The organism is Leclercia sp. LTM14, from assembly GCF_023736175.1.
GTDB lineage: Bacteria > Pseudomonadota > Gammaproteobacteria > Enterobacterales > Enterobacteriaceae > Enterobacter > Enterobacter barmai.
In genome coordinates this window covers 82,273-108,336 of sequence record NZ_JAIKTT010000006.1, presented here as the reverse complement: position 1 = coordinate 108,336, position 26,064 = coordinate 82,273, and the positions used below count along the sequence as shown (strand labels likewise).

At 53.7% G+C, this 26,064-nt stretch carries 18 protein-coding genes, 7 tRNA genes and 2 pseudogenes; 25 read left to right on the top strand and 2 right to left on the bottom strand.

Features of this window, described 5'->3' with window-relative positions:
* The first annotated feature begins 241 nt into the window (after positions 1-241).
* From nagB to K5I40_RS13975, 12 genes and pseudogenes are all read left to right on the top strand, one after another.
* The gene (gene nagB, locus K5I40_RS14030) at positions 242-1,042 is read left to right on the top strand and encodes a glucosamine-6-phosphate deaminase (RefSeq protein WP_223074881.1); all 801 of its coding nucleotides are present in this window, start codon (positions 242-244) and stop codon (positions 1,040-1,042) included.
* Between the two features lie 56 nt (positions 1,043-1,098).
* On the top strand, positions 1,099-2,247 hold the full coding sequence (gene nagA / locus K5I40_RS14025) for an N-acetylglucosamine-6-phosphate deacetylase (RefSeq protein WP_223074882.1): 1,149 nt from the start codon (positions 1,099-1,101) through the stop codon (positions 2,245-2,247).
* A gap of 8 nt (positions 2,248-2,255) precedes the next feature.
* Positions 2,256-3,476 carry an N-acetylglucosamine repressor gene (locus K5I40_RS14020; RefSeq protein WP_039031344.1) on the top strand — a complete coding sequence of 407 codons (1,221 nt, stop codon included), beginning with the start codon at positions 2,256-2,258 and terminating at the stop codon, positions 3,474-3,476.
* A gap of 45 nt (positions 3,477-3,521) precedes the next feature.
* The gene (nagD, locus tag K5I40_RS14015) at positions 3,522-4,274 is read left to right on the top strand and encodes a ribonucleotide monophosphatase NagD (protein WP_039031345.1); all 753 of its coding nucleotides are present in this window, start codon (positions 3,522-3,524) and stop codon (positions 4,272-4,274) included.
* Between the two features lie 250 nt (positions 4,275-4,524).
* Positions 4,525-6,188: pseudogene (gene asnB / locus K5I40_RS14010) on the top strand (asparagine synthase B).
* A 225-nt stretch (positions 6,189-6,413) separates the two neighbouring features.
* Positions 6,414-6,490: transfer RNA gene (locus K5I40_RS14005), tRNA-Met, on the top strand.
* Between the two features lie 8 nt (positions 6,491-6,498).
* A tRNA-Leu gene (locus K5I40_RS14000) sits at positions 6,499-6,583 on the top strand.
* A 23-nt stretch (positions 6,584-6,606) separates the two neighbouring features.
* A tRNA-Gln gene (locus K5I40_RS13995) sits at positions 6,607-6,681 on the top strand.
* Between the two features lie 33 nt (positions 6,682-6,714).
* Positions 6,715-6,789 (top strand) — tRNA-Gln (locus K5I40_RS13990).
* A gap of 16 nt (positions 6,790-6,805) precedes the next feature.
* Positions 6,806-6,882, top strand: a tRNA-Met gene (locus tag K5I40_RS13985).
* Between the two features lie 44 nt (positions 6,883-6,926).
* Positions 6,927-7,001: transfer RNA gene (locus K5I40_RS13980), tRNA-Gln, on the top strand.
* 39 nt (positions 7,002-7,040) lie between these two features.
* Positions 7,041-7,115 (top strand) — tRNA-Gln (locus tag K5I40_RS13975).
* Between the two features lie 96 nt (positions 7,116-7,211).
* Here the strand turns inward: K5I40_RS13975 and ubiF are convergent.
* Positions 7,212-8,387, bottom strand: a complete 1,176-nt coding sequence (gene ubiF, locus K5I40_RS13970) for a 3-demethoxyubiquinol 3-hydroxylase (RefSeq protein WP_223074883.1) — start codon at positions 8,385-8,387, stop codon at positions 7,212-7,214.
* Positions 8,388-8,523: 136 nt separating this feature from the next.
* Here ubiF and miaB point away from each other — a divergent pair, with 136 nt between their 5' ends.
* The 12 genes and pseudogenes from miaB to K5I40_RS13910 all read left to right on the top strand — a co-directional run bounded on the left by miaB (position 8,524) and on the right by K5I40_RS13910 (position 22,698).
* Positions 8,524-9,954 carry a tRNA (N6-isopentenyl adenosine(37)-C2)-methylthiotransferase MiaB gene (gene miaB / locus K5I40_RS13965; protein ID WP_039031348.1) on the top strand — a complete coding sequence of 477 codons (1,431 nt, stop codon included), beginning with the start codon at positions 8,524-8,526 and terminating at the stop codon, positions 9,952-9,954.
* Between the two features lie 151 nt (positions 9,955-10,105).
* Complete coding sequence (locus tag K5I40_RS13960) at positions 10,106-11,152, top strand: PhoH family protein (RefSeq protein ID WP_138369595.1); 1,047 nt, start codon at positions 10,106-10,108, stop codon at positions 11,150-11,152.
* Complete coding sequence (gene ybeY / locus K5I40_RS13955; RefSeq protein ID WP_039031350.1) at positions 11,149-11,616, top strand: rRNA maturation RNase YbeY; 468 nt, start codon at positions 11,149-11,151, stop codon at positions 11,614-11,616. The genes K5I40_RS13960 and ybeY overlap by 4 nt, the downstream gene beginning before the upstream one ends.
* A 104-nt stretch (positions 11,617-11,720) precedes the next feature.
* On the top strand, positions 11,721-12,599 hold the full coding sequence (gene corC, locus K5I40_RS13950; RefSeq protein WP_039031351.1) for a CNNM family magnesium/cobalt transport protein CorC: 879 nt from the start codon (positions 11,721-11,723) through the stop codon (positions 12,597-12,599).
* A gap of 5 nt (positions 12,600-12,604) precedes the next feature.
* Positions 12,605-14,143 (top strand): apolipoprotein N-acyltransferase, encoded by a 1,539-nt coding sequence (gene lnt, locus K5I40_RS13945; RefSeq protein WP_223074884.1) that lies wholly within the window; start codon positions 12,605-12,607, stop codon positions 14,141-14,143.
* A gap of 415 nt (positions 14,144-14,558) precedes the next feature.
* Positions 14,559-15,467, top strand: coding sequence for an amino acid ABC transporter substrate-binding protein (locus K5I40_RS13940; protein ID WP_039031353.1), 909 nt, complete (start codon positions 14,559-14,561; stop codon positions 15,465-15,467).
* 158 nt (positions 15,468-15,625) lie between these two features.
* Complete coding sequence (gene gltJ, locus K5I40_RS13935; protein ID WP_039031354.1) at positions 15,626-16,366, top strand: glutamate/aspartate ABC transporter permease GltJ; 741 nt, start codon at positions 15,626-15,628, stop codon at positions 16,364-16,366.
* Positions 16,366-17,039, top strand: a pseudogene (gene gltK / locus K5I40_RS13930) (glutamate/aspartate ABC transporter permease GltK). The gene gltJ and the pseudogene gltK overlap by 1 nt, the downstream one beginning before the upstream one ends.
* Complete coding sequence (locus K5I40_RS13925; RefSeq protein ID WP_138369598.1) at positions 17,039-17,764, top strand: amino acid ABC transporter ATP-binding protein; 726 nt, start codon at positions 17,039-17,041, stop codon at positions 17,762-17,764. The pseudogene gltK and the gene K5I40_RS13925 overlap by 1 nt, the downstream one beginning before the upstream one ends.
* A gap of 122 nt (positions 17,765-17,886) precedes the next feature.
* Positions 17,887-18,822 (top strand): pyrimidine-specific ribonucleoside hydrolase RihA, encoded by a 936-nt coding sequence (gene rihA / locus K5I40_RS13920; RefSeq protein WP_138369599.1) that lies wholly within the window; start codon positions 17,887-17,889, stop codon positions 18,820-18,822.
* A 357-nt stretch (positions 18,823-19,179) separates the two neighbouring features.
* Entirely contained in the window at positions 19,180-20,838 is a 1,659-nt protein-coding gene (locus K5I40_RS13915; RefSeq protein WP_251929741.1) for a ShlB/FhaC/HecB family hemolysin secretion/activation protein, read from the top strand.
* 69 nt (positions 20,839-20,907) lie between these two features.
* Positions 20,908-22,698, top strand: coding sequence for a filamentous hemagglutinin N-terminal domain-containing protein (locus tag K5I40_RS13910; RefSeq protein ID WP_223074885.1), 1,791 nt, complete (start codon positions 20,908-20,910; stop codon positions 22,696-22,698).
* Between the two features lie 73 nt (positions 22,699-22,771).
* Here K5I40_RS13910 and K5I40_RS13905 read toward each other — a convergent pair whose 3' ends face one another.
* Entirely contained in the window at positions 22,772-23,254 is a 483-nt protein-coding gene (locus K5I40_RS13905) for a zinc ribbon-containing protein (protein ID WP_139565456.1), read from the bottom strand.
* Between the two features lie 215 nt (positions 23,255-23,469).
* On the opposite strand from K5I40_RS13905, the gene leuS reads away from it, so the two are divergent.
* Positions 23,470-26,052: a leucine--tRNA ligase gene (leuS, locus tag K5I40_RS13900; RefSeq protein WP_223074886.1), complete on the top strand. Its 2,583-nt coding sequence runs from the start codon at positions 23,470-23,472 to the stop codon at positions 26,050-26,052.
* Positions 26,053-26,064: the final 12 nt, after the last annotated feature.

Here is a 26,064-nt window from a genome sequence, read left to right as displayed (position 1 = left end):
ATTCACTGGCTTTGAGAGTGTGTGGAAAATTAATTCGTATCGCAAATTAAACGCGTACTTTTTGTGAGTTTTGTCACCAAATATTGTTTATCCCCCTCCCCTGGACTGGCAAACAGCGAAAACTTATTTTATGATACGAAAAATCAAGACGAATTGCCCCCTCTCGGTGTGAACCAGGTTAGGCTTAGATCATGCCCCGACAAGCAATCCGCCAACTCTTACTAAACTTCAGAGGTGAATAATGAGACTGATCCCCCTGGCAACCGCAGAACAAGCCGGCAAATGGGCTGCTCGCCATATCGTAAACCGTATTAACGCGTTCAAACCTACAGCCGATCGTCCTTTTGTACTCGGTCTGCCTACCGGTGGCACACCTCTTACCGCCTATAAAGCCCTGGTTGAGATGCATAAAGCGGGCCAGGTTAGCTTCGAACATGTTGTTACCTTCAACATGGACGAGTACGTTGGCCTGCCAAAAGATCATCCGGAAAGCTACCATAGCTTCATGCACCGTAATTTCTTTGATCACATTGATATTAAACCGGGAAACATTAACCTGCTGGATGGTAATGCACCGGATATCGACGCTGAATGCCGTCATTATGAAGAAAAAATCCGTGCTTACGGCAAAATCCATCTGTTCATGGGTGGCGTAGGCAACGATGGCCACATCGCGTTTAACGAGCCAGCCTCTTCCCTGGCCTCCCGTACCCGCATCAAAACACTGACCCATGACACCCGTGTGGCAAACTCCCGTTTCTTTGATGGCGACGTTAACCAGGTGCCAAAATACGCACTGACCGTTGGCGTGGGTACCCTGCTGGACGCGGAAGAAGTGATGATTCTGGTGCTGGGCAGCGTAAAAGCGCAGGCGCTTCAGGCGGCAGTAGAAGGCAACGTCAACCACATGTGGACCATCAGCTGCCTGCAGCTGCATCCGAAAGCAGTTGTGGTGTGTGATGAGCCGTCCACCATGGAACTGAAAGTCAAGACGTTAAAATATTTCAACGAATTAGAAGCAGAAAACATTAAAGGTCTGTAATGTGACGCCGTCTCTGCCTGCAGAGACGGGATGCTATTTTTAAACCGGGGGTCGTTATGTACGCTTTAACCCACGGTCGGATTTATACCGGCCATGAAATTCTGGATGACCATGCGATTGTGATCGCAAATGGCCTGATTGAACGTGTCTGCCCACTGGCCGAACTGCCAGCGGACATCGAACAACGCTCGCTCAATGGAGCAATCATCTCCCCCGGTTTTATCGACGTACAGCTTAACGGCTGCGGCGGCGTGCAGTTCAACGATACCGCAGACGCCGTAACGGTTGAAACGCTGGAAATTATGCAGCGCGCCAATGAAAGATCGGGCTGCACCAGCTACCTGCCGACGCTGATCACCACCAGCGATGACCTGATGAAGCAAGGCGTTCGCGTGATGCGTGAATACCTGGCGAAATATCCGCACCAGGCGCTGGGCCTGCACCTTGAAGGTCCGTGGCTGAATATCGTTAAGAAAGGCACCCATAATCCGGATTTCGTCCGTCAACCTGACAACGAGCTGGTTGATTTCCTGTGCGCGAATGCGGATGTGATCACCAAAGTGACCCTGGCGCCAGAAATGGTCGACCCGGAAGTGATCCACAAGCTGGCGGGCGCGGGCATTGTGGTCTCTGCCGGCCACTCCAACGCCACGCTGAAAGAGGCCAAAGTGGGCTTCCGCGCGGGTATCACCTTCGCAACGCATCTTTATAACGCCATGCCGTATATTACCGGGCGTGAGCCGGGTCTGGCCGGGGCGATCTTCGATGAGCCAGACGTCTACTGCGGCATCATTGCCGACGGTTTACACGTCGATTACGCCAACGTGCGTAACGCCAAACGTCTGAAAGGCGACAAGCTGTGCCTGGTGACCGACGCAACGGCACCGGCAGGGGCAAATATTGAACAGTTCATTTTTGCTGGTAAAACAATATACTACCGGAATGGACTCTGTGTGGATGAGAACGGAACGTTAAGCGGTTCGGCTCTGACCATGATCGAAGGCGTGCGTAATCTGGTTGAACACTGCAGCATTGCCCTTGATGAAGTGCTGCGTATGGCGACGCTCTATCCGGCACGCGCGATTGGCGTAGACAAACAGTTGGGCAGTATTGCCCCGGGAATGGTCGCTAACCTCACCGCATTCACACAGGATTATAAAATCATCAAGACCATCGTTAATGGTAACGAGGTCGTTACAGAGTAAACAAAAGTATGACACCTGGCGGACAAGCTCAAATTGGCAACGTTGATCTGGTAAAGCAGCTAAACAGTGCGGCGGTATATCGACTGATCGACCAGCACGGACCCATCTCTCGGATCCAGATTGCAGAACAGAGCCAGCTTGCCCCCGCCAGCGTGACCAAAATTACCCGTCAGCTCATTGAGCGCGGGTTGATCAAAGAAGTGGATCAGCAGGCCTCCACCGGGGGCCGTCGCGCTATCTCCATCGTTACCGAAACCCGCAATTTCCACGCCATTGGCGTACGCCTTGGGCGTCATGACGCCACTCTGACCCTGTACGATCTGAGCAGCAAGGCCGTTGCTGAAGAGCACTACGCGCTGCCGGAACGCACCCAGGAGACCCTTGAACATGCCCTGCTCAACGCCATCGAGCAGTTCATCGAATCCTGCCAGCGCAAAATCCGCGAGCTGATCGCCATTTCTGTGATCCTGCCCGGGCTCGTCGACCCCGAGAGCGGGGTGATCCGCTATATGCCGCATATTCAGGTGGAGAACTGGGCGCTGATCGACGCCCTGGAAAAGCGCTTCGCCGTCACCTGCTTTGTCGGCCACGATATCCGCAGCCTGGCCCTGGCAGAGCACTACTTTGGTGCGAGCCAGGATTGTGAAGACTCAATTCTGGTGCGCGTTCACCGGGGGACCGGTGCCGGTATCATCTCCAACGGGCGCATCTTTATCGGCCGTAACGGTAACGTGGGCGAGATTGGCCACATTCAGGTTGATCCGCTGGGTGAGCGCTGCCACTGCGGCAACTTTGGCTGTCTGGAAACCGTCGCCGCTAACGCCGCCATTGAACATCGCGTCCGCCACCTGCTGGAACAGGGTTATCAGAGCAGGGTCACGCTCGATGACTGCAAAATCAACGCCATCTGCCGGGCTGCCAATAAAGGTGATGCACTGGCCTGTGAAGTGATCGAACAGGTTGGCCGCCATCTGGGCAAAACCATTGCTATCGCGATCAACCTGTTTAACCCACAAAAAGTGGTGATCGCCGGTGAAATTACTGAAGCCGAAAAAGTGCTGCTGCCCGCTATCGAAGGGTGCATTAATACTCAGGCGCTGAAGGCGTTTCGCCAGAATCTGCCTGTCGTTCGTTCCGCGCTGAACGACCGCTCCGCGATTGGCGCCTTTGCGCTGGTAAAACGCGCCATGCTTAACGGTATCCTTTTGCAGCGTTTGCTGGAAAGCTGACAGCGTTTTATAGTGTCGCCTTCTTTTTTGGATGTCGGGAAGTTCATGACTATTAAGAATGTTATTTGTGATATCGACGGCGTGCTGATGCACGACAACGTTGCCGTACCGGGCGCAGCGGAATTTCTTAACGGCATCATGGAAAAAGGCATGCCGCTGGTTCTGCTCACCAACTTCCCGTCGCAGACAGGTCAGGATCTGGCGAACCGTTTTGCCACCGCCGGTATTAATGTCCCCGACAGCGTGTTTTATACCTCCGCAATGGCCACCGCAGATTTCCTGAAGCGTCAGGAAGGCAAAAAGGCCTATGTGGTCGGCGAAGGCGCACTGATCCATGAGCTCTATAAAGCGGGCTTCACCATCACCGACGTCAATCCTGACTTCGTTATCGTTGGCGAAACGCGCTCCTATAACTGGGAGATGATGCACAAGGCGGCCTTCTTCGTCGCCAACGGCGCCCGCTTTATCGCCACCAACCCGGATACCCACGGTCGTGGCTTTTATCCGGCCTGCGGCGCGCTCTGCGCCGGCATCGAGAAGATGACCGGCCGCCTGCCTTTTTATGTCGGTAAGCCCAGCCCGTGGATCATCCGTGCGGCGCTCAACAAGATGCAGGCCCACTCGGAAGATACGGTGATCGTGGGTGATAACCTGCGCACCGATATTCTGGCGGGCTTCCAGGCAGGACTGGAAACCATTCTGGTGTTGTCGGGGGTATCCACTCTGGACGACATCGATTCGATGCCGTTCAGGCCGAGCTGGATTTATCCCTCGGTCGCGGAAATTGATGTTCTGTAACCCGAAACCACGTCCCCGGACGTGGTTTTTTCATTTTACCGCCACTAAAACAGCCCTCCATCTAATAGAAAACGCCAGGCACTGAATAATCATCAATAAACCAGCTCAATACGTACGCTTTTTTCAACATTCGACAATCGACATTGCACTTTTTGTTTTTTACCCGGTAAAACGCTTGCCGCTCCTCCCCTTTTGCGGCATTTTCATAAGCAAGCAACATCACACTGCAACAGGGTTAATGGAGAAGGTTATGTGTTCAATTTTCGGCGTACTGGATATCAAAACTGACGCAGTCGAACTGCGTAAAAAAGCACTGGAACTGTCCCGTCTGATGCGCCATCGCGGCCCGGACTGGTCCGGTGTTTACGCCAGCGACAAAGCGATTCTGGCGCATGAGCGTCTGTCGATTGTGGACGTCAACGCCGGTGCCCAGCCGTTATATAACGAGAAAAAACCCACGCGCTGGCGGTCAACGGTGAAATCTACAACCATCAGGCGCTGCGTGCGGAGTACGGCGATCGCTATACCTTCCAGACCGGTTCAGACTGCGAAGTGATCCTGGCGATGTACCAGGAAAAAGGCCCGGAATTCCTGGACGATCTGCAGGGCATGTTTGCCTTCGCTCTGTATGACAGCGAAAAAGATGCGTATCTGATTGGGCGTGACCATATCGGGATTATCCCGCTGTATATGGGCCACGATGAACACGGCAACTTCTATGTCGCCTCTGAAATGAAGGCCCTGGTGCCGGTTTGCCGCACCATTAAAGAGTTTCCGGCGGGCAGCTACCTGTGGAGCCAGGATGGCGAAATTCGCCAGTACTATCAGCGCGACTGGTTCGACTACGATGCCGTTAAAGACAATGTCACGGATAAAAACGAACTGCGCCAGGCGCTGGAAGATTCAGTAAAAAGCCATCTGATGTCAGACGTGCCGTATGGCGTGCTGCTCTCCGGCGGTCTGGATTCGTCCGTTATCTCGGCGATCACCAAAAAATACGCTGCTCGTCGCGTGGAAGATCAGGAGCGCTCCGAAGCCTGGTGGCCGCAGCTGCACTCCTTCGCCGTCGGCCTGGAAGGTTCACCGGACCTGAAAGCCGCGCAGGAAGTGGCAAACCATCTCGGCACCGTGCACCATGAAATTCACTTCACCGTGCAGGAAGGGCTGGATGCGATCCGCGACGTTATTTATCACATTGAAACCTATGATGTGACCACCATCCGCGCCTCCACGCCGATGTATCTGATGTCACGTAAAATCAAAGCGATGGGCATCAAGATGGTGCTCTCCGGCGAAGGTTCAGATGAGGTCTTTGGCGGCTACCTGTACTTCCACAAAGCGCCGGATGCCAAAGAGCTGCACGAAGAGACCGTGCGTAAACTGCAGGCGCTGCACATGTTTGACTGCGCCCGTGCTAACAAAGCGATGTCTGCCTGGGGCGTTGAAGCGCGCGTGCCTTTCCTGGATAAAAAATTCCTCGACGTGGCCATGCGTATCAACCCGCAGGACAAAATGTGCGGCAACGGCAAGATGGAGAAACACGTTCTGCGTGAATGCTTCGAATCTTACCTGCCGGCAAGCGTGGCATGGCGTCAGAAAGAGCAGTTCTCTGACGGCGTAGGTTACAGCTGGATCGACACCCTGAAAGAGGTGGCCGCTAAGCAGATTTCCGATCAGCAACTGGAAACCGCCAGCTTCCGCTTCCCGTACAACACGCCGGGTTCGAAAGAAGCTTATCTGTACCGTGAGATCTTCGAAGAGCTGTTCCCGCTGCCAAGCGCAGCAGAGTGTGTTCCTGGCGGCCCTTCCGTCGCCTGCTCCTCTGCGAAAGCCATTGAGTGGGATGAAGCATTCAAAACCATGAACGATCCGTCAGGGCGTGCCGTGGGTGTGCATCAGTCCGCCTATAAGTAATTCATCAGATCGCCATGAGGCCCTTCGGGGCCTCTTTTTTTGCCTCGCGTTTCGCTGGACAAAAACGATTAATAACCAATAATTGCCGAATAATCGGCCATGCTGTTCGCAACCTAACCAAACAGTCACATTCCAGAGATTTTCGTTGAAAAAGGTGTTGACGCTGCAAGGGTCTATACGCATAATGCGCCCCGCAACGCCGATAAGGTAACGCGAAAAAAAGATGGCTACGTAGCTCAGTTGGTTAGAGCACATCACTCATAATGATGGGGTCACAGGTTCGAATCCCGTCGTAGCCACCATCTTTTTTGCGGGAGTGGCGAAATTGGTAGACGCACCAGATTTAGGTTCTGGCGCCGCAAGGTGTGCGAGTTCAAGTCTCGCCTCCCGCACCATTCCCAGGTAAGCGTTGCACGGATGGGGTATCGCCAAGCGGTAAGGCACCGGTTTTTGATACCGGCATTCCCTGGTTCGAATCCAGGTACCCCAGCCATATTTCTTCGATTTTGCGGTTCTCCGCGGTTATTGGGGTATCGCCAAGCGGTAAGGCACCGGTTTTTGATACCGGCATTCCCTGGTTCGAATCCAGGTACCCCAGCCATCGAAGAAAGCAGTCTGGCTACGTAGCTCAGTTGGTTAGAGCACATCACTCATAATGATGGGGTCACAGGTTCGAATCCCGTCGTAGCCACCATATAAGGTTGTATCGATTCCGGTCGGTAAAACCAAAAAAATTGTTGGGGTATCGCCAAGCGGTAAGGCTCTGGTTTCTGATACCAGCATTCCGAGGTTCGAATCCTCGTACCCCAGCCATTTTACAAAGTCGTTAAATGATGTATTGTTTAACGCAATTGGGGTGTCGCCAAGCGGTAAGGCTCTGGTTTCTGATACCAGCATTCCGGGGTTCGAATCCCTGCACCCCAGCCACACAAAAAAAGCTCGCTTCGGCGAGCTTTTTGCTTTTCTGCGTTCCTGCATTTAAATGCCGGGTGGCGGCTTCGCCTCACCCGGCATGGAAGAGTGTTAAAGCCCTAAGGCGTATTTCAGCGCCTGACGCTTCAGGGCACCCGCCCGCTGTGCCGCTATCAACCCGATGTTCCGCAGGATACGCAGCGGCCCAAGGTCGTTGCTGAATCCGGCGTAAAACAGATCCATCCCTGATTGCATAATGAAGTTATCCGCCATTCGTCGGGTCTGATAACGCTTGAGCACCTGATGGCTGGCCCAGGCTTCGCCATGGCTGCGGGCGTTGCTGAGTACGTCCAGCAAGGCCTCTACGTCACGATAGCCCAGGTTAACCCCCTGCCCCGCCAGCGGATGAATGGTATGCGCCGCATCTCCGACCAGCGCCAGCCCTTCGCGGGCATATTTCAGCGCATGACGACGCGTCAGCGGGAACGCCCCTGCGGCGACCGGCGTCACCTTGCCCAGACGCGCCGGGAAATGGTGGGCGATTTCGCGCTGCAGCTGTTCCATCGTGAACCCCTGCAGCTGGCGAATGCGTGCCGGGGTGTCATACCACACCAGGGATGCCCAGCGATCGAACAGCGGCAAAAAGGCGTGCGGGCCGTTCGGCGTAAAGTGCTGCCAGGTACTGTCACCGGGATCGTTCTCGCAGGCGACGGTAATCAGCATGCAGGACTGTTGATACTGCCAGGCATGAATACCGATACCCGCCAGCTCGCGTACACGGGAATTCGCGCCGTCGGCACCAATCAGCAGCTTCACCGCCAGCTGCTCGCCGTTATCCAGCTCAACCAGATGCTGGTCGTTGTGGCGGTGAAGATTTTTCACCGACGCCGGGACGCGCAGCGTAACCTGCGGATGCGCCTCCAGTGCCTGCCAGAGCGCCTGTTGCAGAACCGTATTTTCTACCATGTAGCCCAGCAGCGGGAGCTTAAGCTCCGTGGCGTCAAATACCACATGGGCATTTTCCCACTCCCAGGTCTCCAGGCGGCGATACGGATGGGCGCGCATGGCCAGCACCGCGTCCCAGACCCCCAGCCCGCGAAGCAGATCAACCGACGCAGCGCTGATCGCAGAGATGCGCACATCCGGATGCTGTGAAGCGTCAAAAGCGGGCGGCAGCGCCTGTTCGATCACCGTTACGTCGAACCCCTGTTGCGCCAGCCCCAGCGCCAGCGCGCCGCCGACCATACCGCCGCCGACAACGGCGATCCCGGCTTGTTGGATTGTCATGGTCATTTGTCCTTATTTGATAATCCCCTAAGTTTACCGGATTTTTTTGGTCTTGAGGCTGACAAGCTTCATACTGGTCACAACCGCACCAAAGCATTACAATACGCGCCCTGCAATCCTGAGCACGAGCAAGTCGATGACAAAAAAACTCCATATTAAAACCTGGGGCTGTCAGATGAACGAATACGATTCATCAAAGATGGCCGATCTGCTGGATGCCACCCATGGGTATCAACTCACCGACGTGGCGGAAGAGGCAGACGTGTTGCTGCTAAACACCTGCTCGATCCGTGAGAAGGCGCAGGAGAAAGTCTTTCACCAGCTAGGCCGCTGGAAGCTGATCAAACAGAAAAGACCCGAAGTGATCATCGGCGTCGGCGGCTGTGTCGCCTCCCAGGAAGGCAAGCTGATCCGTCAGCGCGCCCACTACGTCGACATAATTTTTGGCCCGCAAACCCTGCACCGTCTGCCGGAGATGATCAACTCCGTACGCGGGACCGGCCAGCGCAAGGCGATCATCGACGTCAGCTTCCCGGAAATCGAAAAATTCGACCGTCTGCCGGAACCGCGCGCGGATGGCCCGACCGCCTTCGTCTCAATCATGGAAGGCTGCAATAAGTACTGTACGTACTGCGTGGTGCCTTATACCCGCGGCGAAGAAGTCAGCCGTCCATGCGACGACATCCTGTTTGAGATCGCCCAGCTGGCGGCCCAGGGCGTGCGCGAAGTTAACCTGCTCGGGCAGAACGTTAACGCCTGGCGCGGCGAGAACTATGACGGCAGCACCGGCACCTTTGCTGAACTGCTGCGTCTGGTCGCGGCTATCGACGGTATCGACCGCATCCGCTTCACCACCAGCCACCCGATCGAATTCACCGATGACATCATCGATGTTTACCGCGATACGCCAGAGCTGGTGAGCTTCCTGCATCTGCCTATCCAGTGTGGTTCTGACCGCGTGCTGAACCTGATGGGCCGCACCCACACCGCGCTGGAATATAAAGCGATTATCCGCAAGCTGCGTGAAGCGCGCCCGGATATCCAGATCAGCTCTGACTTTATCGTTGGCTTCCCGGGTGAAACGGACGAGGATTTTGAGCGCACCATGAAGGTCATTGGTGATGTGAACTTCGACGTGAGCTACAGCTTCATCTTCTCTGCCCGCCCAGGCACGCCTGCCGCCGATATGGTTGATGACGTGCCGGATGAGGTGAAAAAGCAGCGTCTCTATATTCTGCAGGATCGCATCAACCAGCAGGCGAACGCCTGGAGCCGTCGGATGCTCGGCACCGTTCAGCGCGTGCTGGTAGAAGGCACTTCACGTAAGAGCATCATGCAGCTCTCTGGCCGTACGGAGAACAACCGCGTGGTGAACTTCGAAGGCACGCCGGATCTGGTAGGTAAGTTTGTTGATATCGAGATCCTTGAAGTGCTGACCAACTCCCTGCGTGGAAAACTGGTGCGTACCGAAGATGAAATGGGCCTGCGGGTCGTTGAATCGCCAGAGTCGGTCATTGCCCGTACCCGTAAAGAAAGCGATCTGGGTGTCGGCGTTTATCAGCCATAATCTCCGAGGCCTGCCGTTTCTGGCAGGCCTTGCATTTCCCCCTGTTCTCCCCCATATCCTTCGCAATGCTTGCGCCTTTAACCTGTGGCGTGAATAATTTCATAAGACAGACCCACTGCCTTATGACACCCGAGACATTAAGAGGAACGGTTTGAATATAGATACGCGTGAAATTACCCTTGAGCCAGCAGACAACGCTCGCCTGCTGAGCCTGTGCGGGCCGTTTGATGACAACATCAAACAACTGGAGCGACGTCTGGGAATCGAGATTAACCGTCGCGATAACCATTTCAAACTCACCGGCCGCGCCATCTGCGTTAATGCAGCTGCGGATATTCTCAATAGCCTGTACGTCGATACCGCGCCAATGCGCGGCGAAATTCAGGATATTGAGCCGGAACAGATCCATCTGGCGATCAAAGAAGCGCGCGTGCTGGAGCAGAGCGCTGAGAGCGTTCCGGAATATGGCAAAGCCATCCATATCAAAACCAAGCGTGGGGTAATTAAGCCCCGCACGCCAAACCAGGCGCAGTACATCGCCAATATTCTCGACCACGACATCACCTTCGGCGTCGGCCCGGCGGGTACGGGTAAGACCTACCTTGCGGTAGCGGCCGCCGTGGATGCCCTGGAGCGCCAGGAGATCCGCCGTATTCTGCTTACCCGCCCTGCGGTGGAAGCGGGCGAAAAGCTCGGCTTTTTACCCGGCGATCTGAGCCAGAAAGTCGACCCGTATCTGCGTCCGCTGTACGATGCGCTGTTCGAAATGCTTGGCTTCGAGAAGGTCGAAAAACTGATCGAACGTAACGTCATCGAAGTAGCCCCGCTGGCCTACATGCGCGGGCGCACATTGAACGATGCGTTCATCATTCTGGATGAGAGCCAGAACACCACCATCGAACAGATGAAGATGTTCCTGACCCGTATTGGCTTTAACTCCAAAGCGGTGATCACCGGCGACATCACCCAGATCGACCTGCCGCGCAGCACCAAATCCGGTCTGCGCCATGCCATCGAAGTGCTGAGCGAAGTGGACGAAATCAGCTTTAACTTCTTCCACAGCGAAGACGTAGTGCGCCACCCGGTGGTAGCCCGTATCGTCACGGCGTATGAAGCGTGGGAAGCAGCAGATCAAAAACGTAAAGCAGAACAGGCAGCGGAACGCAAACGCGAAGCCCAGGAGCAAGAGCAGAAATGAGTCAGGTGATCCTCGATTTACAACTGGCATGTGAAGAGTCTTCCGGCCTGCCGGAAGAGAGCCAGTTCCAGGCGTGGCTGAATGCCGTCATCCCCCAGTTTCAGGAAGAGTCAGAAGTGACGATTCGCCTGGTGGATGAAGCAGAAAGCCACGAGCTGAACCTGACCTACCGCGGGAAAGATAAGCCGACTAACGTCCTCTCTTTCCCGTTCGAAGCGCCGCCGGGCATTGAACTGCCGCTGCTGGGTGATTTGATCATCTGTCGTCAGGTGGTGGAGCAGGAAGCGCAGGAGCAGCAGAAGCCGCTCGAGGCCCACTGGGCGCATATGGTAGTGCACGGCAGCCTGCATCTGCTGGGTTACGACCACATTGAAGATGACGAAGCAGAAGAGATGGAATCCCTCGAGACAGAGATAATGCTTGCTCTGGGCTATGAGGATCCGTACATTGCCGAGAAAGAGTAGTCTGTAGGGCGCGCTTGCGCCCTGCTGGCATAATGTGCCGTTGCGTATGACAAAAGTCCGCGGCGGCAATCAATAGACCAACATGAGAACCCTTAACAAACGCCATGAGCGACGACAATTCACACAGTAGCGACACACCAAACAGCAAAAAAGGATTTTTCTCCCTCCTTCTGAGCCAGCTGTTCCACGGGGAACCTAAAAACCGTGACGACCTTCTGGAGCTCATCCGTGACTCCGGGCAAAACGAGCTTATCGATGAGGATACGCGCGAGATGCTCGAAGGGGTAATGGACATCGCCGACCAGCGCGTTCGCGATATCATGATCCCGCGTTCCCAGATGATTACCCTGAAACGCAACCAGACCCTGGACGAGTGCCTCGATGTCATCATCGAATCCGCTCACTCGCGTTTCCCGGTGATCAGCGAAGACAAAGATCACATCGAAGGGATTTTGATGGCTAAAGATCTGCTGCCGTTTATGCTCAGCGATTCCGAAGCCTTCAGCATGGAAAAAGTGTTACGCCCGGCGGTGGTTGTTCCGGAGAGCAAGCGTGTTGACCGCATGCTGAAAGAGTTCCGCTCCCAGCGCTACCACATGGCGATTGTTATCGATGAATTTGGCGGTGTTTCGGGCCTGGTCACCATCGAAGATATTCTTGAACTGATCGTGGGTGAAATCGAAGACGAATATGACGAAGAAGAGGATATCGACTTCCGTCAGCTGAGCCGCCACACCTGGACCGTGCGTGCGCTCGCCCCAATCGAAGATTTCAATGACACCTTCGGGACCCACTTCAGCGATGAAGAGGTGGATACCATCGGCGGGCTGGTAATGCAGGCGTTTGGTCACCTGCCGGCGCGTGGCGAGACCGTGGAAATAGACGGTTACCAGTTCAAGGTGGCGATGGCCGACAGTCGACGTATTATTCAGGTTCATGTAAGAATGCCGGACGATGCTCCGCAACCCACACTGGATGATTGATTTAAATGGCATTTGCCCCACTGTTTGAACGCCAGCGCACGCGTTTGCTGCTGGCGCTAATCCTCGGAGCCAGCGGTACGCTGGCTTTTTCCCCTTACGACTTCTGGCCTGCTGCCCTGCTCTCCCTGATGGGACTTCAGGGGCTGACGCTTAACCGACGCCCTCTTCAGGCGGCGGCGATTGGCTATTTCTGGGGTCTGGGCCTGTTTGGCGCCGGTATTAACTGGGTTTACGTCAGCATTGCCCAGTTTGGCGGCATGCCAGGCCCGGTGAACGTCTTCCTCGTGGTGCTGCTGGCGGCGTACCTCTCGCTGTACACCGGTCTGTTCGCCGGGATCCTCTCGCGCCTGTGGCCGAAAACCAGCTGGCTGCGTGTGGCCATTGCCGCCCCTGTGGTCTGGCAGGTTACCGAGTTCCTGCGCGGCTGGGTGTTGACCGGTTTTCCGTGGCTACAGTTTGGCTACAGCCAGATAGACGGCCCGCTGAAAGGGCTGGCGCCGGTGATGGGCGTCGAGGCGATCAACTTCCTGCTGATGGTGGTGAGTGGCCTGCTGGTGCTGGCGCTGGTGCAGCGCAACTGGCGACCGCTGGTGATGGCTCTGGTGCTCTTTGCCCTGCCTTTCCCGCTGCGTTATATCCAGTGGTTCACTCTTGAACCGGAACGCGCAACCCAGGTGTCGATGGTTCAGGGCGATATCCCTCAGTCGCTGAAATGGGATGAAGGCCAACTGATCAACACCCTGAAAATTTATCTGGATGCCACCCAGAAAGAGATGGGCAAATCCCAGCTGATTATCTGGCCGGAGTCGGCAATTCCGGATCTGGAGATTAACCAGCAGCGTTTTCTTGCCATGATGGACGATCTGCTGCGGGCGCGAAACTCCACCCTGATCACCGGTATCGTTGACGCGCGTCTGAACAAGCAAAACCGTTACGACACTTACAACACCATCATTACGCTTGGGAAAGACAACCCGTACAGCTACGAGTCGACTAACCGCTACAACAAGAATCACCTGGTACCTTTTGGTGAGTTTGTGCCGCTGGAGTCGATTCTGCGTCCGCTGGCACCGTTCTTCGATCTGCCGATGTCCTCCTTTAGCCGGGGTTCTTACGTTCAGCCTCAGCTGAGCGCACACGGATTTCTGCTGACCGCCGCCATCTGCTACGAGATCATCCTGGGTGAACAGGTGCGGGATAATTTCCGCCCGAACACTGACTACCTGCTGACTATCTCTAACGATGCCTGGTTCGGTAAGTCGATTGGTCCATGGCAGCACTTCCAGATGGCGCGGATGCGCTCCCTGGAGCTGGCGCGTCCTCTGCTGCGCAGCACCAACAACGGTATCACTGCCGTGATTGGCCCGCAGGGCGAAATTCAGGCCATGCTCCCTCAGTTCACCCGCGACGTACTGACGGCAAAAGTCACACCCGCCACGGGGCTGACGCCGTACGCCCGCACCGGCAACTGGCCGCTGTGGATCCTCACCGCCCTGTTCGGTTTCGGCGCTTTGCTGATGAGTTTGCGCCAGCGTCGTAAGTAGCTTTTTCCCCCTCACCCTAACCCTCTCCCCTTAGGGGAGAGGGGATCGTCCTTGCATATTTGCCCCATCCTGCTTGCCTTTCTCCCTCTCCCTTTCAGGGAGAGGGCCGGGGTGAGGGTTAATTCTGGCACGCCTGTTGCTTTATTTATTCACGTAAACGCGATTTGGCTTAATGTGAAACCTTGTCGCACCAGCATAGCTCACCGGTAGCACCGAAACGGTGCAACGAAAGATTTATGCCTCTGAATGGTGCGGCGCGCTTCGCAAAAATAAACAATAACGCAGCAAAATCTTTACATTAAGCCAAACTAAATGTTAACAAACATGTATAACACTGCACTCGTATCGCGCGAGCTATAACAACATCACACCGAATATCAATGCGTCTCTGGCGCTGATAAAAAAGGAGTTGGATATGCAATTACGTAAACTGGCCACAGCAATGCTGGTGATGGGATTGTCCGCAGGCGTGGTTCACGCTGAAGATGCTGCGCCGGCAGCAGGCGGCACCCTGGAAAAAATCGCTAAAAACGGCGTGATTGTGGTCGGCCACCGTGAGTCATCTGTTCCGTTCTCATACTACGACAACACGCAAAAAGTCGTGGGCTACTCACAGGATTACTCCAACGCGATCGTTGACGCGGTGAAGAAAAAGCTGAACAAACCGAATCTGGAAGTGAAGCTGATCCCAATCACTTCACAAAACCGTATCCCGCTGCTGCAAAACGGCACCTTCGATTTTGAGTGTGGCTCCACCACCAACAACCTTGAGCGTCAAAAACAGGCTGCCTTCTCCGACACGATCTTCGTGGTGGGTACCCGTCTGCTGACCAAAAAAGGCGGCGAGATTAAAGACTTTGCCGACCTGAAAGGCAAAGCGGTGGTTGTGACCTCCGGTACCACCTCTGAAGTTCTGCTGCACAAGCTGAATGAAGAGAAGAAAATGGACATGCGTATCATCAGCGCCAAAGACCATGGTGACTCTTTCCGTACCCTGGAAAGCGGCCGCGCTGTTGCCTTTATGATGGATGACGCCCTGCTGGCCGGTGAACGTGCTAAAGCGAAGAAACCAGACAACTGGGAAATCGTCGGCACCGCGCAGTCCAAAGAGGCCTATGGCTGCATGATGCGTAAAGACGATGCGGAATTTAAGAAACTGGTCGATGACACCATCGCTCAGGTTCAGACCTCTGGCGACGCGGAAAAATGGTTCGATAAGTGGTTCAAGAACCCAATCCCACCAAAGAATCTGAACATGAACTTTGAACTGTCTGACGACATGAAAGCGCTGTTTAAAGAACCGAATGACAAGGCACTTAACTAATTAGAACCACTAAGGGGCGGGATCTCCTGCCCTCTCGATTGTCGGGAAGCGCGGACAGACTAAACGTTGAGTGGTCGTTCCCCACTCAGCGCGAACATTAAAGCTTCTCACCAATCTTCGAGGGTAGCGCTGCTACCCTTTTTTTTCTGGAGTTTACTATGTCAATCGACTGGAACTGGGGCATTTTCCTGCAGCAAGCCCCGTTCGGCAACACCACCTATCTTGGCTGGCTGTGGAGCGGTTTTCAGGTCACGGTCGCACTGTCGATCACCGCCTGGATTATTGCGTTTCTCGTCGGCTCGTTGTTCGGTATTTTACGTACCGTCCCTAACCGTTTTCTCTCTTCGCTGGGAACCCTCTACGTCGAACTGTTCCGTAACGTTCCGTTAATCGTGCAGTTCTTTACCTGGTATCTGGTCATTCCTGAACTGTTGCCGGAAGATATCGGCATGTGGTTCAAATCTGAACTGGATCCGAACGTTCAGTTCTTTGTCTCCTCGATGCTCTGCCTCGGCCTGTTTACCGCTGCCCGTGTTTGTGAGCAAGTACGTGCGGCGATCCAGTCGCTGCCACGCGGACAAAAAAATGCCGCACTGGCGATGGGTCTGACCCTGCCGCAGGCTTACCGCTATGTTCTGCTGCCGAATGCCTATCGCGTGATTGTGCCGCCGATGACCTCGGAGATGATGAACCTGGTGAAAAACTCGGCCATCGCCTCCACGATCGGTCTGGTGGATATGGCCGCGCAGGCGGGTAAACTGCTGGACTATTCCGCCCACGCGTGGGAATCCTTTACCGCCATTACCCTGGCGTACGTGCTGATTAACGCTGTGATTATGCTGGTGATGAACCTGGTCGAACGTAAAGTTCGCCTGCCGGGCAACCTGGGGGGCAAATAATGTACGAGTTTGACTGGAGTTCTATTGTTCCTTCCCTGCCCTACCTGATTGATGGGCTGATTATCACCCTGAAGATCACCCTGACGGCGGTGGTGGTCGGGATTGTCTGGGGTACGCTGCTGGCGGTGATGCGCCTGTCGAGCTTTAAGCCTGTCGCCTGGTTTGCAACGGCCTACGTCAACGTGTTTCGTTCCATTCCGCTGGTGATGGTGCTGCTGTGGTTCTATCTCATCGTACCCGGTCTGCTGCAGGACGTGCTTGGCCTGTCGCCGAAATCTGACATCCGCCTGATCTCGGCGATGGTGGCCTTCTCCATGTTTGAGGCGGCGTACTACTCGGAGATTATCCGTGCCGGGATCCAGAGTATCTCCCGCGGGCAGTCCAGCGCCGCGCTGGCGTTAGGCATGACCACTGGCAGTCGATGAAGCTCATCATTCTGCCGCAGGCGTTCCGCGCCATGGTTCCGCTGCTGCTGACCCAGGGCATCGTATTGTTCCAGGACACCTCGCTGGTGTATGTACTGAGCCTGGCAGACTTCTTCCGTACCGCCTCCACCATCGGCGAGCGCGATGGTACTCAGGTTGAGATGATCCTGTTCGCAGGTGCGGTCTATTTTGCAATTAGTTTAAGCGCGTCGCTGTTGGTCAGCTGGCTGAAGAAAAGGACAGTGTAATGATTTCCCTGAAAAATGTTTCTAAATGGTATGGGCACTTTCAGGTGCTGACCGACTGCTCCACGGAAGTGAAAAAGGGCGAGGTGGTGGTGGTTTGCGGGCCGTCCGGCTCCGGTAAATCCACGCTGATCAAAACCGTGAACGGCCTTGAGCCGGTGCAGCAGGGCGAGATCACCGTCAACGGCACCAAAGTGAATGACAAGAAAACCAACCTGGCGAAGCTGCGCTCCAACGTCGGGATGGTGTTCCAGCACTTTGAACTGTTCCCGCATCTGTCGATCATTGAGAACCTGACCCTGGCCCAGGTAAAAGTCCTCAAGCGCGACAAAGCAGCAGCACGCGAGAAAGGCCTTAAACTGCTTGAGCGCGTAGGGCTTTCTGCACATGCCGATAAGTTCCCGGCGCAGCTCTCCGGCGGCCAGCAGCAGCGCGTGGCGATTGCCCGCGCGCTGTGCATGGATCCGGTGGCCATGCTGTTTGATGAACCCACGTCGGCACTCGATCCTGAGATGATCAATGAGGTGCTGGACGTCATGGTTGAGCTGGCCAATGAAGGGATGACCATGATGGTGGTGACCCACGAAATGGGCTTTGCGCGTAAAGTGGCGAACCGCGTCATCTTTATGGATGAAGGCAAAATCGTCGAGGATTCGGCCAAGGAAGATTTCTTTGCCAACCCTCAGTCCGAACGCGCTAAAGACTTCCTCGCCAAAATTCTGCATTAATCCCTCTGGTGCGCAATCGCTCAGATTGCGCACCGCTTCACGCTTTTCATCTGTTTGCCTCGTCTGCTCCTCTCTTCAGCGTTAGCCTTGTCACAAAACAACACTGAGAAATGGAGAATTCAATGGCACTACCTATTATCCTCGATTGCGACCCGGGTCATGATGACGCGATCGCTCTCGTCCTCGCCCTCGCCTCACCAGAACTGGAACTCAAGGCGGTGACCTCTTCTGCCGGAAACCAGACTCCGGACAAAACCCTGCGCAACGTGCTGCGAATGCTGACGCTTTTAAAACGCAGCGATATTCCGGTGGCTGGTGGGGCCACTAAGCCTCTGATGCGCGATTTGATTATTGCCGACAACGTGCACGGTGAAAGCGGTCTTGATGGCCCTGCCCTGCCTGAGCCCGATTTTGCCCCGCAGGATTGCACGGCCGTGGAACTGATGGCAAAGGTACTGCGTGAAAGCCCTGAACCGGTGACGCTGGTGGCAACCGGCCCGCAGACTAACGTCGCTCTGCTGTTGAACGCTCACCCTGAACTGCACACAAAAATCGCCCGGATTGTGATCATGGGCGGCGCGATGGGGCTGGGCAACTGGACGCCCGCGGCGGAATTCAACATTTATGTCGACCCCGAAGCCGCCGAAATCGTTTTTCAGTCCGGCATCCCGGTAGTAATGGCCGGGCTGGATGTAACGCACAAGGCGCAAATTATGGCGGAGGATATCGAGCGTTTTCGCCGTATTGGTAACCCGGTGGCGACCACAGTGGCGGAGCTGCTGGACTTCTTTATGGCTTACCATAAAGCGGAAAAATGGGGTTTTCACGGGGCGCCATTGCACGATCCCTGTACCATCGCCTGGCTACTTAAACCCGATATGTTCACCGCTATCGAGCGCTGGGTTGGCGTCGAGACGCAGGGGAAATATACCCAGGGTATGACCGTCGTGGATTATTACTTTTTAACCGGTAACTCCCCTAACGCCACGGTGTTAACAGATATAAACCGTGCCGCCTTTGTTGATCTGCTGGCGCAGCGACTTGCATTCTACAATTAATTCAAAAGCCTGCGCTCTTGTCCCAGGACCAGAGCGCAGAGATGAATCATTCAGCAAATCTATTAAGATCATAATTTCAGCTATCAATTCATAAAGAATTAAGAAAAAGACACGTAGCACCGCGCTAGCGCTTTCGCTATTATCCCTCATCTTTTTATAAAGGTATCACCCCAGTAAATTGTCAGTAAGTAAATCGGAATTAAGTACTCCTCAAAATATAATTCACTTTATTTCTATTATTATTCCGATAACCTCGACTATAAAAACGGCGTTAATTCAGGGATGGAACTCTGAATGATTAAGTCATTAAATCAACTTCAAATGAAATGGATTTCTTTTATGCGAAAAACTTGCGTTATGCTTATTACTGGCCTGTTTATTTATGCCGGGGGGGGTAAACATGTCTACGCCAGTAATAGTCATCCAGCCACCACACAATCGGAACAGGACAAAGCACGCCAGACGGCGTTAAAACCGATGGAGCAGGAATATACACCCGGCAGCATTTATACCGGTGAGAAAATGCTTAAGTTTCCTGAAGAGTCCGTCTGCAAATATATTAATGACGTGGTCATCGAATCAGATGACGCAGCCCTCACCCGCAGAATGCTCGGCAAATTGACCGCCCAGGCGAAATCACGATGCCTTGGCATAAATGGCATTCAACTACTGGCGCACGCGTTACAAAATGAACTTATCGCGCGTGGGTACATTACTTCACTGATTGATATCCCTTCTCAGGATATGGCGAATGGCATTCTAATCCTGACGTTGGTTTATGGCCGGGTAGGAGAAATAGCATATGATGCGAAAACCGAAAATGACGAAACCCGTCTGTGGAACACAATGCCCACCTCTTCAGATAACATATTAAATCTGAAAGACTTAGAAATGGGTATGGCGAATCTCCAGCGCCTCCCTGGCACATCGGCTCATATGAAATTACAGCCCGGGAAGCAGTACGGCGAAACCGACATCGTCATTACCCGCAAGCTGGATAAAATGTGGCAACTCGGCGCCTGGCTGGATGATGCGGGAAGCCGCGCCAGTGGACGCTATCAGGGCGGTGCTGCGCTGTACCTTTATGATTTGACTACCCTTGACGATATCCTTTATCTCGCTGCAGGCGGCGATGTGGAATATCAGCAGAAAAATGACGGCAACCATAACAGCAGCCTCTATTACTCTGTTCCCTTCGGCTACTGGAATCTTAGCGTTTATGCGTCTCACAGCACCTACCTGCAACAGTTCAGGGGGAATTACTCAACGGTAGATTATGAAAGCAAGAACCGTTATTACAGCGCCACGCTGGAACGACTGATCTCTCATACCCGGGACCAAAAAACCTCGCTGAGCGCACGAGTGTCTAAAAGCCGTTCCCGTTACTATTTTGGCGGTGAGGAATTGATGGTAATGCGTAAGCAAAATCCCGCCTGGGAACTGGGTGTACGCCACCAGCACTATTTCAACAAAAAGATCGTCGATGCCGGAATAACGATGCAGCATCGGTTAGGCTGGCTGAGCTCAACGCCAACGCCTGAAGAAAAGGCGGGTTTATATAATAAACAGGCACGCGCCGTTCGTGCCGACATTAAAGCATTAATGAAGTTTGACAATACCGGAGAAAAGTTCGCCTGGGCTCCGCATTTTAGTCTGCAAATTAGCCCTGATACCTTATCCAGCGATAATTTATTTAATATTGGCAACCGCTGGTCAGTAAGAGGGTTTGATGGTGAAAGCACGCTATCCAGTAACCAAGGATGGTATCTACGCAATGATTTTATCTGGAACATCCCAACACCCGACCAGCAATTTTATGTCGGTCTTGATGCAGGAAAAATTATCGGCAGCGATCGGTATCAATCCGGAAAAGTATTATCCGGCGCGGTAGTGGGTTTGCGTGGGGAAAAACTGGCGACTCAATACGACCTTTTTATCGGCATACCACTTGTGAAACCCGAGAGTTATCATACTGATGCGCTTAATATGGGTTTTTCATTGCAATGGAGGTACTAAACAACATAAAAAATCACTCGTTTATTTAGCAGTAATTTTCGGAAATATTTTCATTAAAGGAATAATCACATGTTTAAATTTAAAATCAGCTATGTCGCCCTGGCGGCAGCACTTTCAGCAACTGGCGTAAATGCCGATCCTTTCAGCTATAACCATTTATCTGGCGCAAAAGTCATTGATATCGAAGCACCTAATGCTGCCGGTGTTTCGCATAATATGTACCGTGAATTTAACGTGAGTGATAAAGGTGTCATTCTGAACAACAGCGCGAGCGATGTTGTTCACGGCACGTTGGGTAATATTGCCAGGAACAATAATCTGGCTAACGGAAGCGCTTCCGTCATTCTTAACGAAGTAACTTCTAATAAATCCAGCGCCCTGAACGGTTTTATCGAGGTCAATGGTCAGAGAGCCGATGTCGTCATTGCTAACCCGAACGGCATCTCCTGCTCCGGCTGTAGCTTTGTCAACACCAATAAAGTGGTTATGACAACCGGTAAAGTCAACATGACCGACGCCGGGGCTATCGGCAGCTACACCGTCACTGGCGGCAAAATTAGCATTGATGGTAATGGCATGAACGCTGCAGAAAACTATGCCGCTCTGCTGGCTGACGTTATCAGCCTCAACGGCCAGGTTAATGTTAAAAATGCCATGATAAGCGCCGGTAACTTCACCCTGAATAATAGCACTGGTCAGATCACCTCCGCCGGAAAAACAGCCACCCTGAAACAGATGCTCTTCCCTGAATACAGCATTGACGTCAGTGCGATGGGAGGTGTTAAAGCCGACAATATTACCATGGTGGGCAATAATCTCGGCTTTGGTGTACGCAATACTGGCGCAATTGTTGCGAAGGGCGTTCTGTCTATGGCCAGCAATGGTATGCTGGTAAACGAACGCTCTATTACCAACAATGGTATGGTGACCCAGATAATGTCTGCGGGAGAAATAAAAAACACAGGTAATATTTCAAGCGCCAATATTGCCGTACTGAATAGCGCCAATAATCTGGTTAATACCGGCACGATTTTCAGCGGTAACCAAATGGCCGTTTCAGCAGCCAGTGATCTCTCTAACAAAGGTACCATTAAAGCAATTAACGAGCTTGTAATTGCCACCAACGGCAATCTGGAAAATATGGGTGCAGCATATATTCATTCTGGAAATAGGCTGACCATCTCCGCAGCGGGTAATATTACTCAAAAAGGTGGATCAATGTACGGTGCCAATACCGCGTTCACCTTCGGCGGAAACAGTTTCACTTCAGACCGTTATATTTATGGCACTGAAACTTTGCAAATTACGTCGACCAAAGACAACCAACTCTCCTCAGGTGAAATCATTAATTCAGGCTCAATGTCCGGTGGCGATATTCTCATTCAGACTAACGGCACCATCACCCAACACGCTAATAGCCAAATTAAGGCGAGCAAAAGTCTGACTACGGCAAGCAACTGGTTGAACAACTCCGGTTATATGGGAGGTACGTATACTACGGTCATGATTCAGAATAATAAAACTGATAACTACGGTCATATCGAGGGTACTGGGGTTAGCGTCATTACCTCCGGCGATCTGTATAACGAAGCGCTGATTCGCTCCTGGGGCGATCTCACCCTGAGTACGCAAAATAAAGGCAACATTATTAACCGCGGCCATATTAAGGCTCAGAATACGCTGAACTTGACTGCCAAAAAAGTTGAGAACGGTGGTTATAAATGTGGTTTCCTGAATTTAAAAACCTGCGGCGTTGGTGCATTGACCGCTAACAAACTGATTCTGGATTCTTCCCATAAATATGCATCAAACATGGGCGGCAATCAGAACTTTAAAGCGACAGAAATCACTGCCAGATAAGCAGTACTTTAACAACGGTGCGCAAGTTTTGCGCACCGATTTACTGTAAAGAAGATAACTTTTTACTACGGATTCAAGGTTCAAATGGCCGACGCTGGAACTGATCGTGGCCGCATTTTGGACAGAGCGGCAGCATCTCTGGGGTATAAATCGCCAGATGAAAATGGCACTTCTCACACACCAGATTCCCCAGCCCGACAACCTCACCGCTGTGATACACCCCGTGATGGTTGAGATCCTGGAATACCTCGCGCCACTCCAGCTGGGTTTTATCGGTGATGTCCGCCAGCTCCTGCCACAGGCTCTCTTTGATCACCCGCATAAATACGCTGTCTGTAGCCTCATCCTGGCTCTCGCCATAGCTACGGGCAAACTCCTCCAGATCGCGGCGAACCGCGCGGGTCACCTCTTCCACTTCGGTGCGCGTTAACTCACCCGTCTGCATCACCTTAACGCGTGCATGCTCGACGAGCGCATCTATATCACGCTCACCGTTCCGCAGACGTTCTGTCAATGTGGCGACCAGTTCACGGTAAAATTGAGCAACCTTGTTCATCATTTTGCCTCCCGGGTAAGTAAACCTCTCTAATGATAGACCTTATTTGCGCCCCGCTTTGTCAGGTCATCCACACTCTGCGTAAATACCTGCAAGTCGCTTTTAGTGGTAAAGGCTGTTTTGACGCGGGCGTTTGGGCTATGCTATGCGGATCTGAATTACCACATCCATTGGCTACGTTTGTAGCTGTATTGAACACAGGACCACTGGCTGCCATGCAAGAGCAATACCGCCCGGAAGAGATAGAATCGAAAGTCCAGCAACACTGGGACGAGAAGCGCACTTTTGAAGTCACCGAAGACGAGAGCAAAGAGAAGTATTACTGCCTGTCGATGCTTCCCTATCCTTCTGGCCGACTACACATGGGCCACGTGCGTAACTACACCATCGGTGATGTGATCGCCCGTTATCAGCGCATGCTGGGCAAAAACGTCCTGCAGCCAATCGGCTGGGATGCGTTTGGTCTGCCTGCAGAAGGTGCAGCGGTAAAAAACAACACTGCGCCAGCGCCATGGACCTACGACAACATCGCCTACATGAAAAACCAGCTCAAGATGCTGGGCTTTGGCTATGACTGGAGCCGCGAGCTGGCAACCTGCACCCCGGAATACTACCGCTGGGAGCAGAAGTTCTTCACCGAGCTGTATAAAAAAGGCCTGGTGTACAAGAAAACCTCTGCCGTTAACTGGTGCCCGAACGATCAGACCGTTCTCGCTAACGAACAGGTCATCGACGGCTGCTGCTGGCGCTGCGACACCAAGGTTGAACGTAAAGAGATCCCACAGTGGTTTATCAAAATCACCGCTTACGCCGACGAACTGCTGAACGATCTGGATAATCTGGACCACTGGCCAGATACCGTTAAGACCATGCAGCGCAACTGGATCGGCCGCTCTGAAGGCGTGGAGATCACCTTCAACGTTGAGAACTACGATCAGACTCTGACCGTCTACACTACCCGTCCGGACACCTTCATGGGTGCGACCTACCTGGCCGTTGCCGCAGGTCACCCTCTGGCGCAGAAAGCGGCAGAGAACAATCCGGAACTGGCAGCCTTCATCGACGAATGCCGCAACACCAAAGTGGCCGAAGCCGACATGGCAACGATGGAGAAAAAAGGCGTTGCCACCGGTTTCTACGCGACGCACCCGCTGACTGGCGAAGCGATCCCGGTCTGGGCCGCCAACTTCGTTCTGATGGAGTACGGTACCGGCGCAGTTATGGCCGTTCCGGGTCACGATCAGCGCGATTACGAATTTGCCACTAAATACAACCTTGCGATCAAGCCGGTTATCCTGGCAGCGGATGGCTCTGAGCCGGATCTGTCCGAACAGGCATTGACTGAAAAAGGCACCCTGTTTAACTCCGGCGAATTTAGCGGCCTGAGCTTCGAAGAAGGCTTCAACGCCATTGCTGACAAGCTGGCCGCGCTGGGCGTCGGCGAGCGTAAAGTTAACTACCGTCTGCGCGACTGGGGTGTTTCCCGTCAGCGTTACTGGGGCGCACCGATTCCGATGGTTACCCTGGAAGACGGTACCGTGATGCCAACGCCAGAAGATCAACTGCCGGTGATCCTGCCGGAAGATGTGGTTATGGATGGCATCTCCAGCCCGATCAAAGCCGATCCTGAGTGGGCGAAAACCACCGTTAACGGTATTCCTGCGCTGCGTGAGACCGACACCTTCGACACCTTTATGGAGTCCTCCTGGTACTACGCGCGCTACACCTGCCCGCAGTATCAGGAAGGCATGCTGGATTCCAAAGCAGCAAACTACTGGCTGCCGGTGGATATCTACATCGGTGGTATCGAACACGCCATCATGCACCTGCTCTACTTCCGCTTCTTCCACAAGCTGATGCGCGACGCAGGCATGGTGAACTCTGACGAGCCAGCGAAACAGCTGCTGTGTCAGGGCATGGTGCTGGCAGACGCCTTCTACTACGTGGGCGCGAACGGCGAGCGTAACTGGGTCTCCCCGGTTGATGCCATCGTTGAGCGCGACGAGAAAGGCCGTATCGTTAAGGCGAAAGACGCCGCGGGCCACGAGCTGGTTTACACCGGCATGAGCAAAATGTCGAAGTCCAAAAACAACGGCATTGACCCGCAGGTGATGGTTGAGCGCTACGGTGCCGACACCGTGCGTCTGTTCATGATGTTTGCCTCTCCGGCAGATATGACCCTTGAGTGGCAGGAGTCCGGCGTTGAAGGGGCTAACCGCTTCCTGAAACGTGTCTGGAAACTGGTTTACGAGCACACCTCTCAGGGTGACGCCCCGGCGCTGGATACCGCTGCACTGACTGAAGATCAGCAGGCGCTGCGTCGCGATGTTCATAAAACGATTGCCAAAGTGACCGATGATATTGGTCGCCGTCAGACCTTCAACACCGCAATTGCGGCTATTATGGAATTGATGAACAAGCTGGCGAAAGCCCCGCAGGACGGCGAGCAGGATCGCGCCATCATGCGTGAAGCGCTGCTGGCGGTCGTACGTATGCTGAACCCGTTCACCCCACACGCCAGCTTTACCCTGTGGCAGGAGCTGAACGGCGAAGGCGATATCGACAATGCACCGTGGCCGGTGGCGGATGAATCCGCAATGGTTGAAAACACCACCCTGGTCGTTGTGCAGGTAAACGGTAAAGTCCGCGGTAAAATCACTGTTCCGGTTGATGCAACCGAAGAGCAGGTACGCGAACGTGCCGGCCAGGAGCATCTGGTGGCGAAGTATCTTGATGGCGTTACCGTACGTAAAGTGATCTACGTACCTGGTAAACTGCTGAACCTGGTCGTTGGCTAAGCGCGGGAGGAA

Coding starts and splice junctions, on each gene's coding strand:
- miaB (WP_039031348.1), top strand. CDS start 8,524: ATGACAAAAAAACTCCATATTAAAACCTGGGGCTGTCAGATGAACGAA.
- ubiF (WP_223074883.1), bottom strand. CDS start 8,387: ATGACAATCCAACAAGCCGGGATCGCCGTTGTCGGCGGCGGTATGGTC.
- ybeY (WP_039031350.1), top strand. CDS start 11,149: ATGAGTCAGGTGATCCTCGATTTACAACTGGCATGTGAAGAGTCTTCC.
- gltJ (WP_039031354.1), top strand. CDS start 15,626: ATGTCAATCGACTGGAACTGGGGCATTTTCCTGCAGCAAGCCCCGTTC.
- K5I40_RS13940 (WP_039031353.1), top strand. CDS start 14,559: ATGCAATTACGTAAACTGGCCACAGCAATGCTGGTGATGGGATTGTCC.
- nagB (WP_223074881.1), top strand. CDS start 242: ATGAGACTGATCCCCCTGGCAACCGCAGAACAAGCCGGCAAATGGGCT.
- leuS (WP_223074886.1), top strand. CDS start 23,470: ATGCAAGAGCAATACCGCCCGGAAGAGATAGAATCGAAAGTCCAGCAA.
- corC (WP_039031351.1), top strand. CDS start 11,721: ATGAGCGACGACAATTCACACAGTAGCGACACACCAAACAGCAAAAAA.
- rihA (WP_138369599.1), top strand. CDS start 17,887: ATGGCACTACCTATTATCCTCGATTGCGACCCGGGTCATGATGACGCG.
- K5I40_RS13915 (WP_251929741.1), top strand. CDS start 19,180: ATGCTTATTACTGGCCTGTTTATTTATGCCGGGGGGGGTAAACATGTC.
- K5I40_RS13925 (WP_138369598.1), top strand. CDS start 17,039: ATGATTTCCCTGAAAAATGTTTCTAAATGGTATGGGCACTTTCAGGTG.
- K5I40_RS13905 (WP_139565456.1), bottom strand. CDS start 23,254: ATGAACAAGGTTGCTCAATTTTACCGTGAACTGGTCGCCACATTGACA.
- lnt (WP_223074884.1), top strand. CDS start 12,605: ATGGCATTTGCCCCACTGTTTGAACGCCAGCGCACGCGTTTGCTGCTG.
- nagA (WP_223074882.1), top strand. CDS start 1,099: ATGTACGCTTTAACCCACGGTCGGATTTATACCGGCCATGAAATTCTG.
- nagD (WP_039031345.1), top strand. CDS start 3,522: ATGACTATTAAGAATGTTATTTGTGATATCGACGGCGTGCTGATGCAC.
- K5I40_RS14020 (WP_039031344.1), top strand. CDS start 2,256: ATGACACCTGGCGGACAAGCTCAAATTGGCAACGTTGATCTGGTAAAG.
- K5I40_RS13910 (WP_223074885.1), top strand. CDS start 20,908: ATGTTTAAATTTAAAATCAGCTATGTCGCCCTGGCGGCAGCACTTTCA.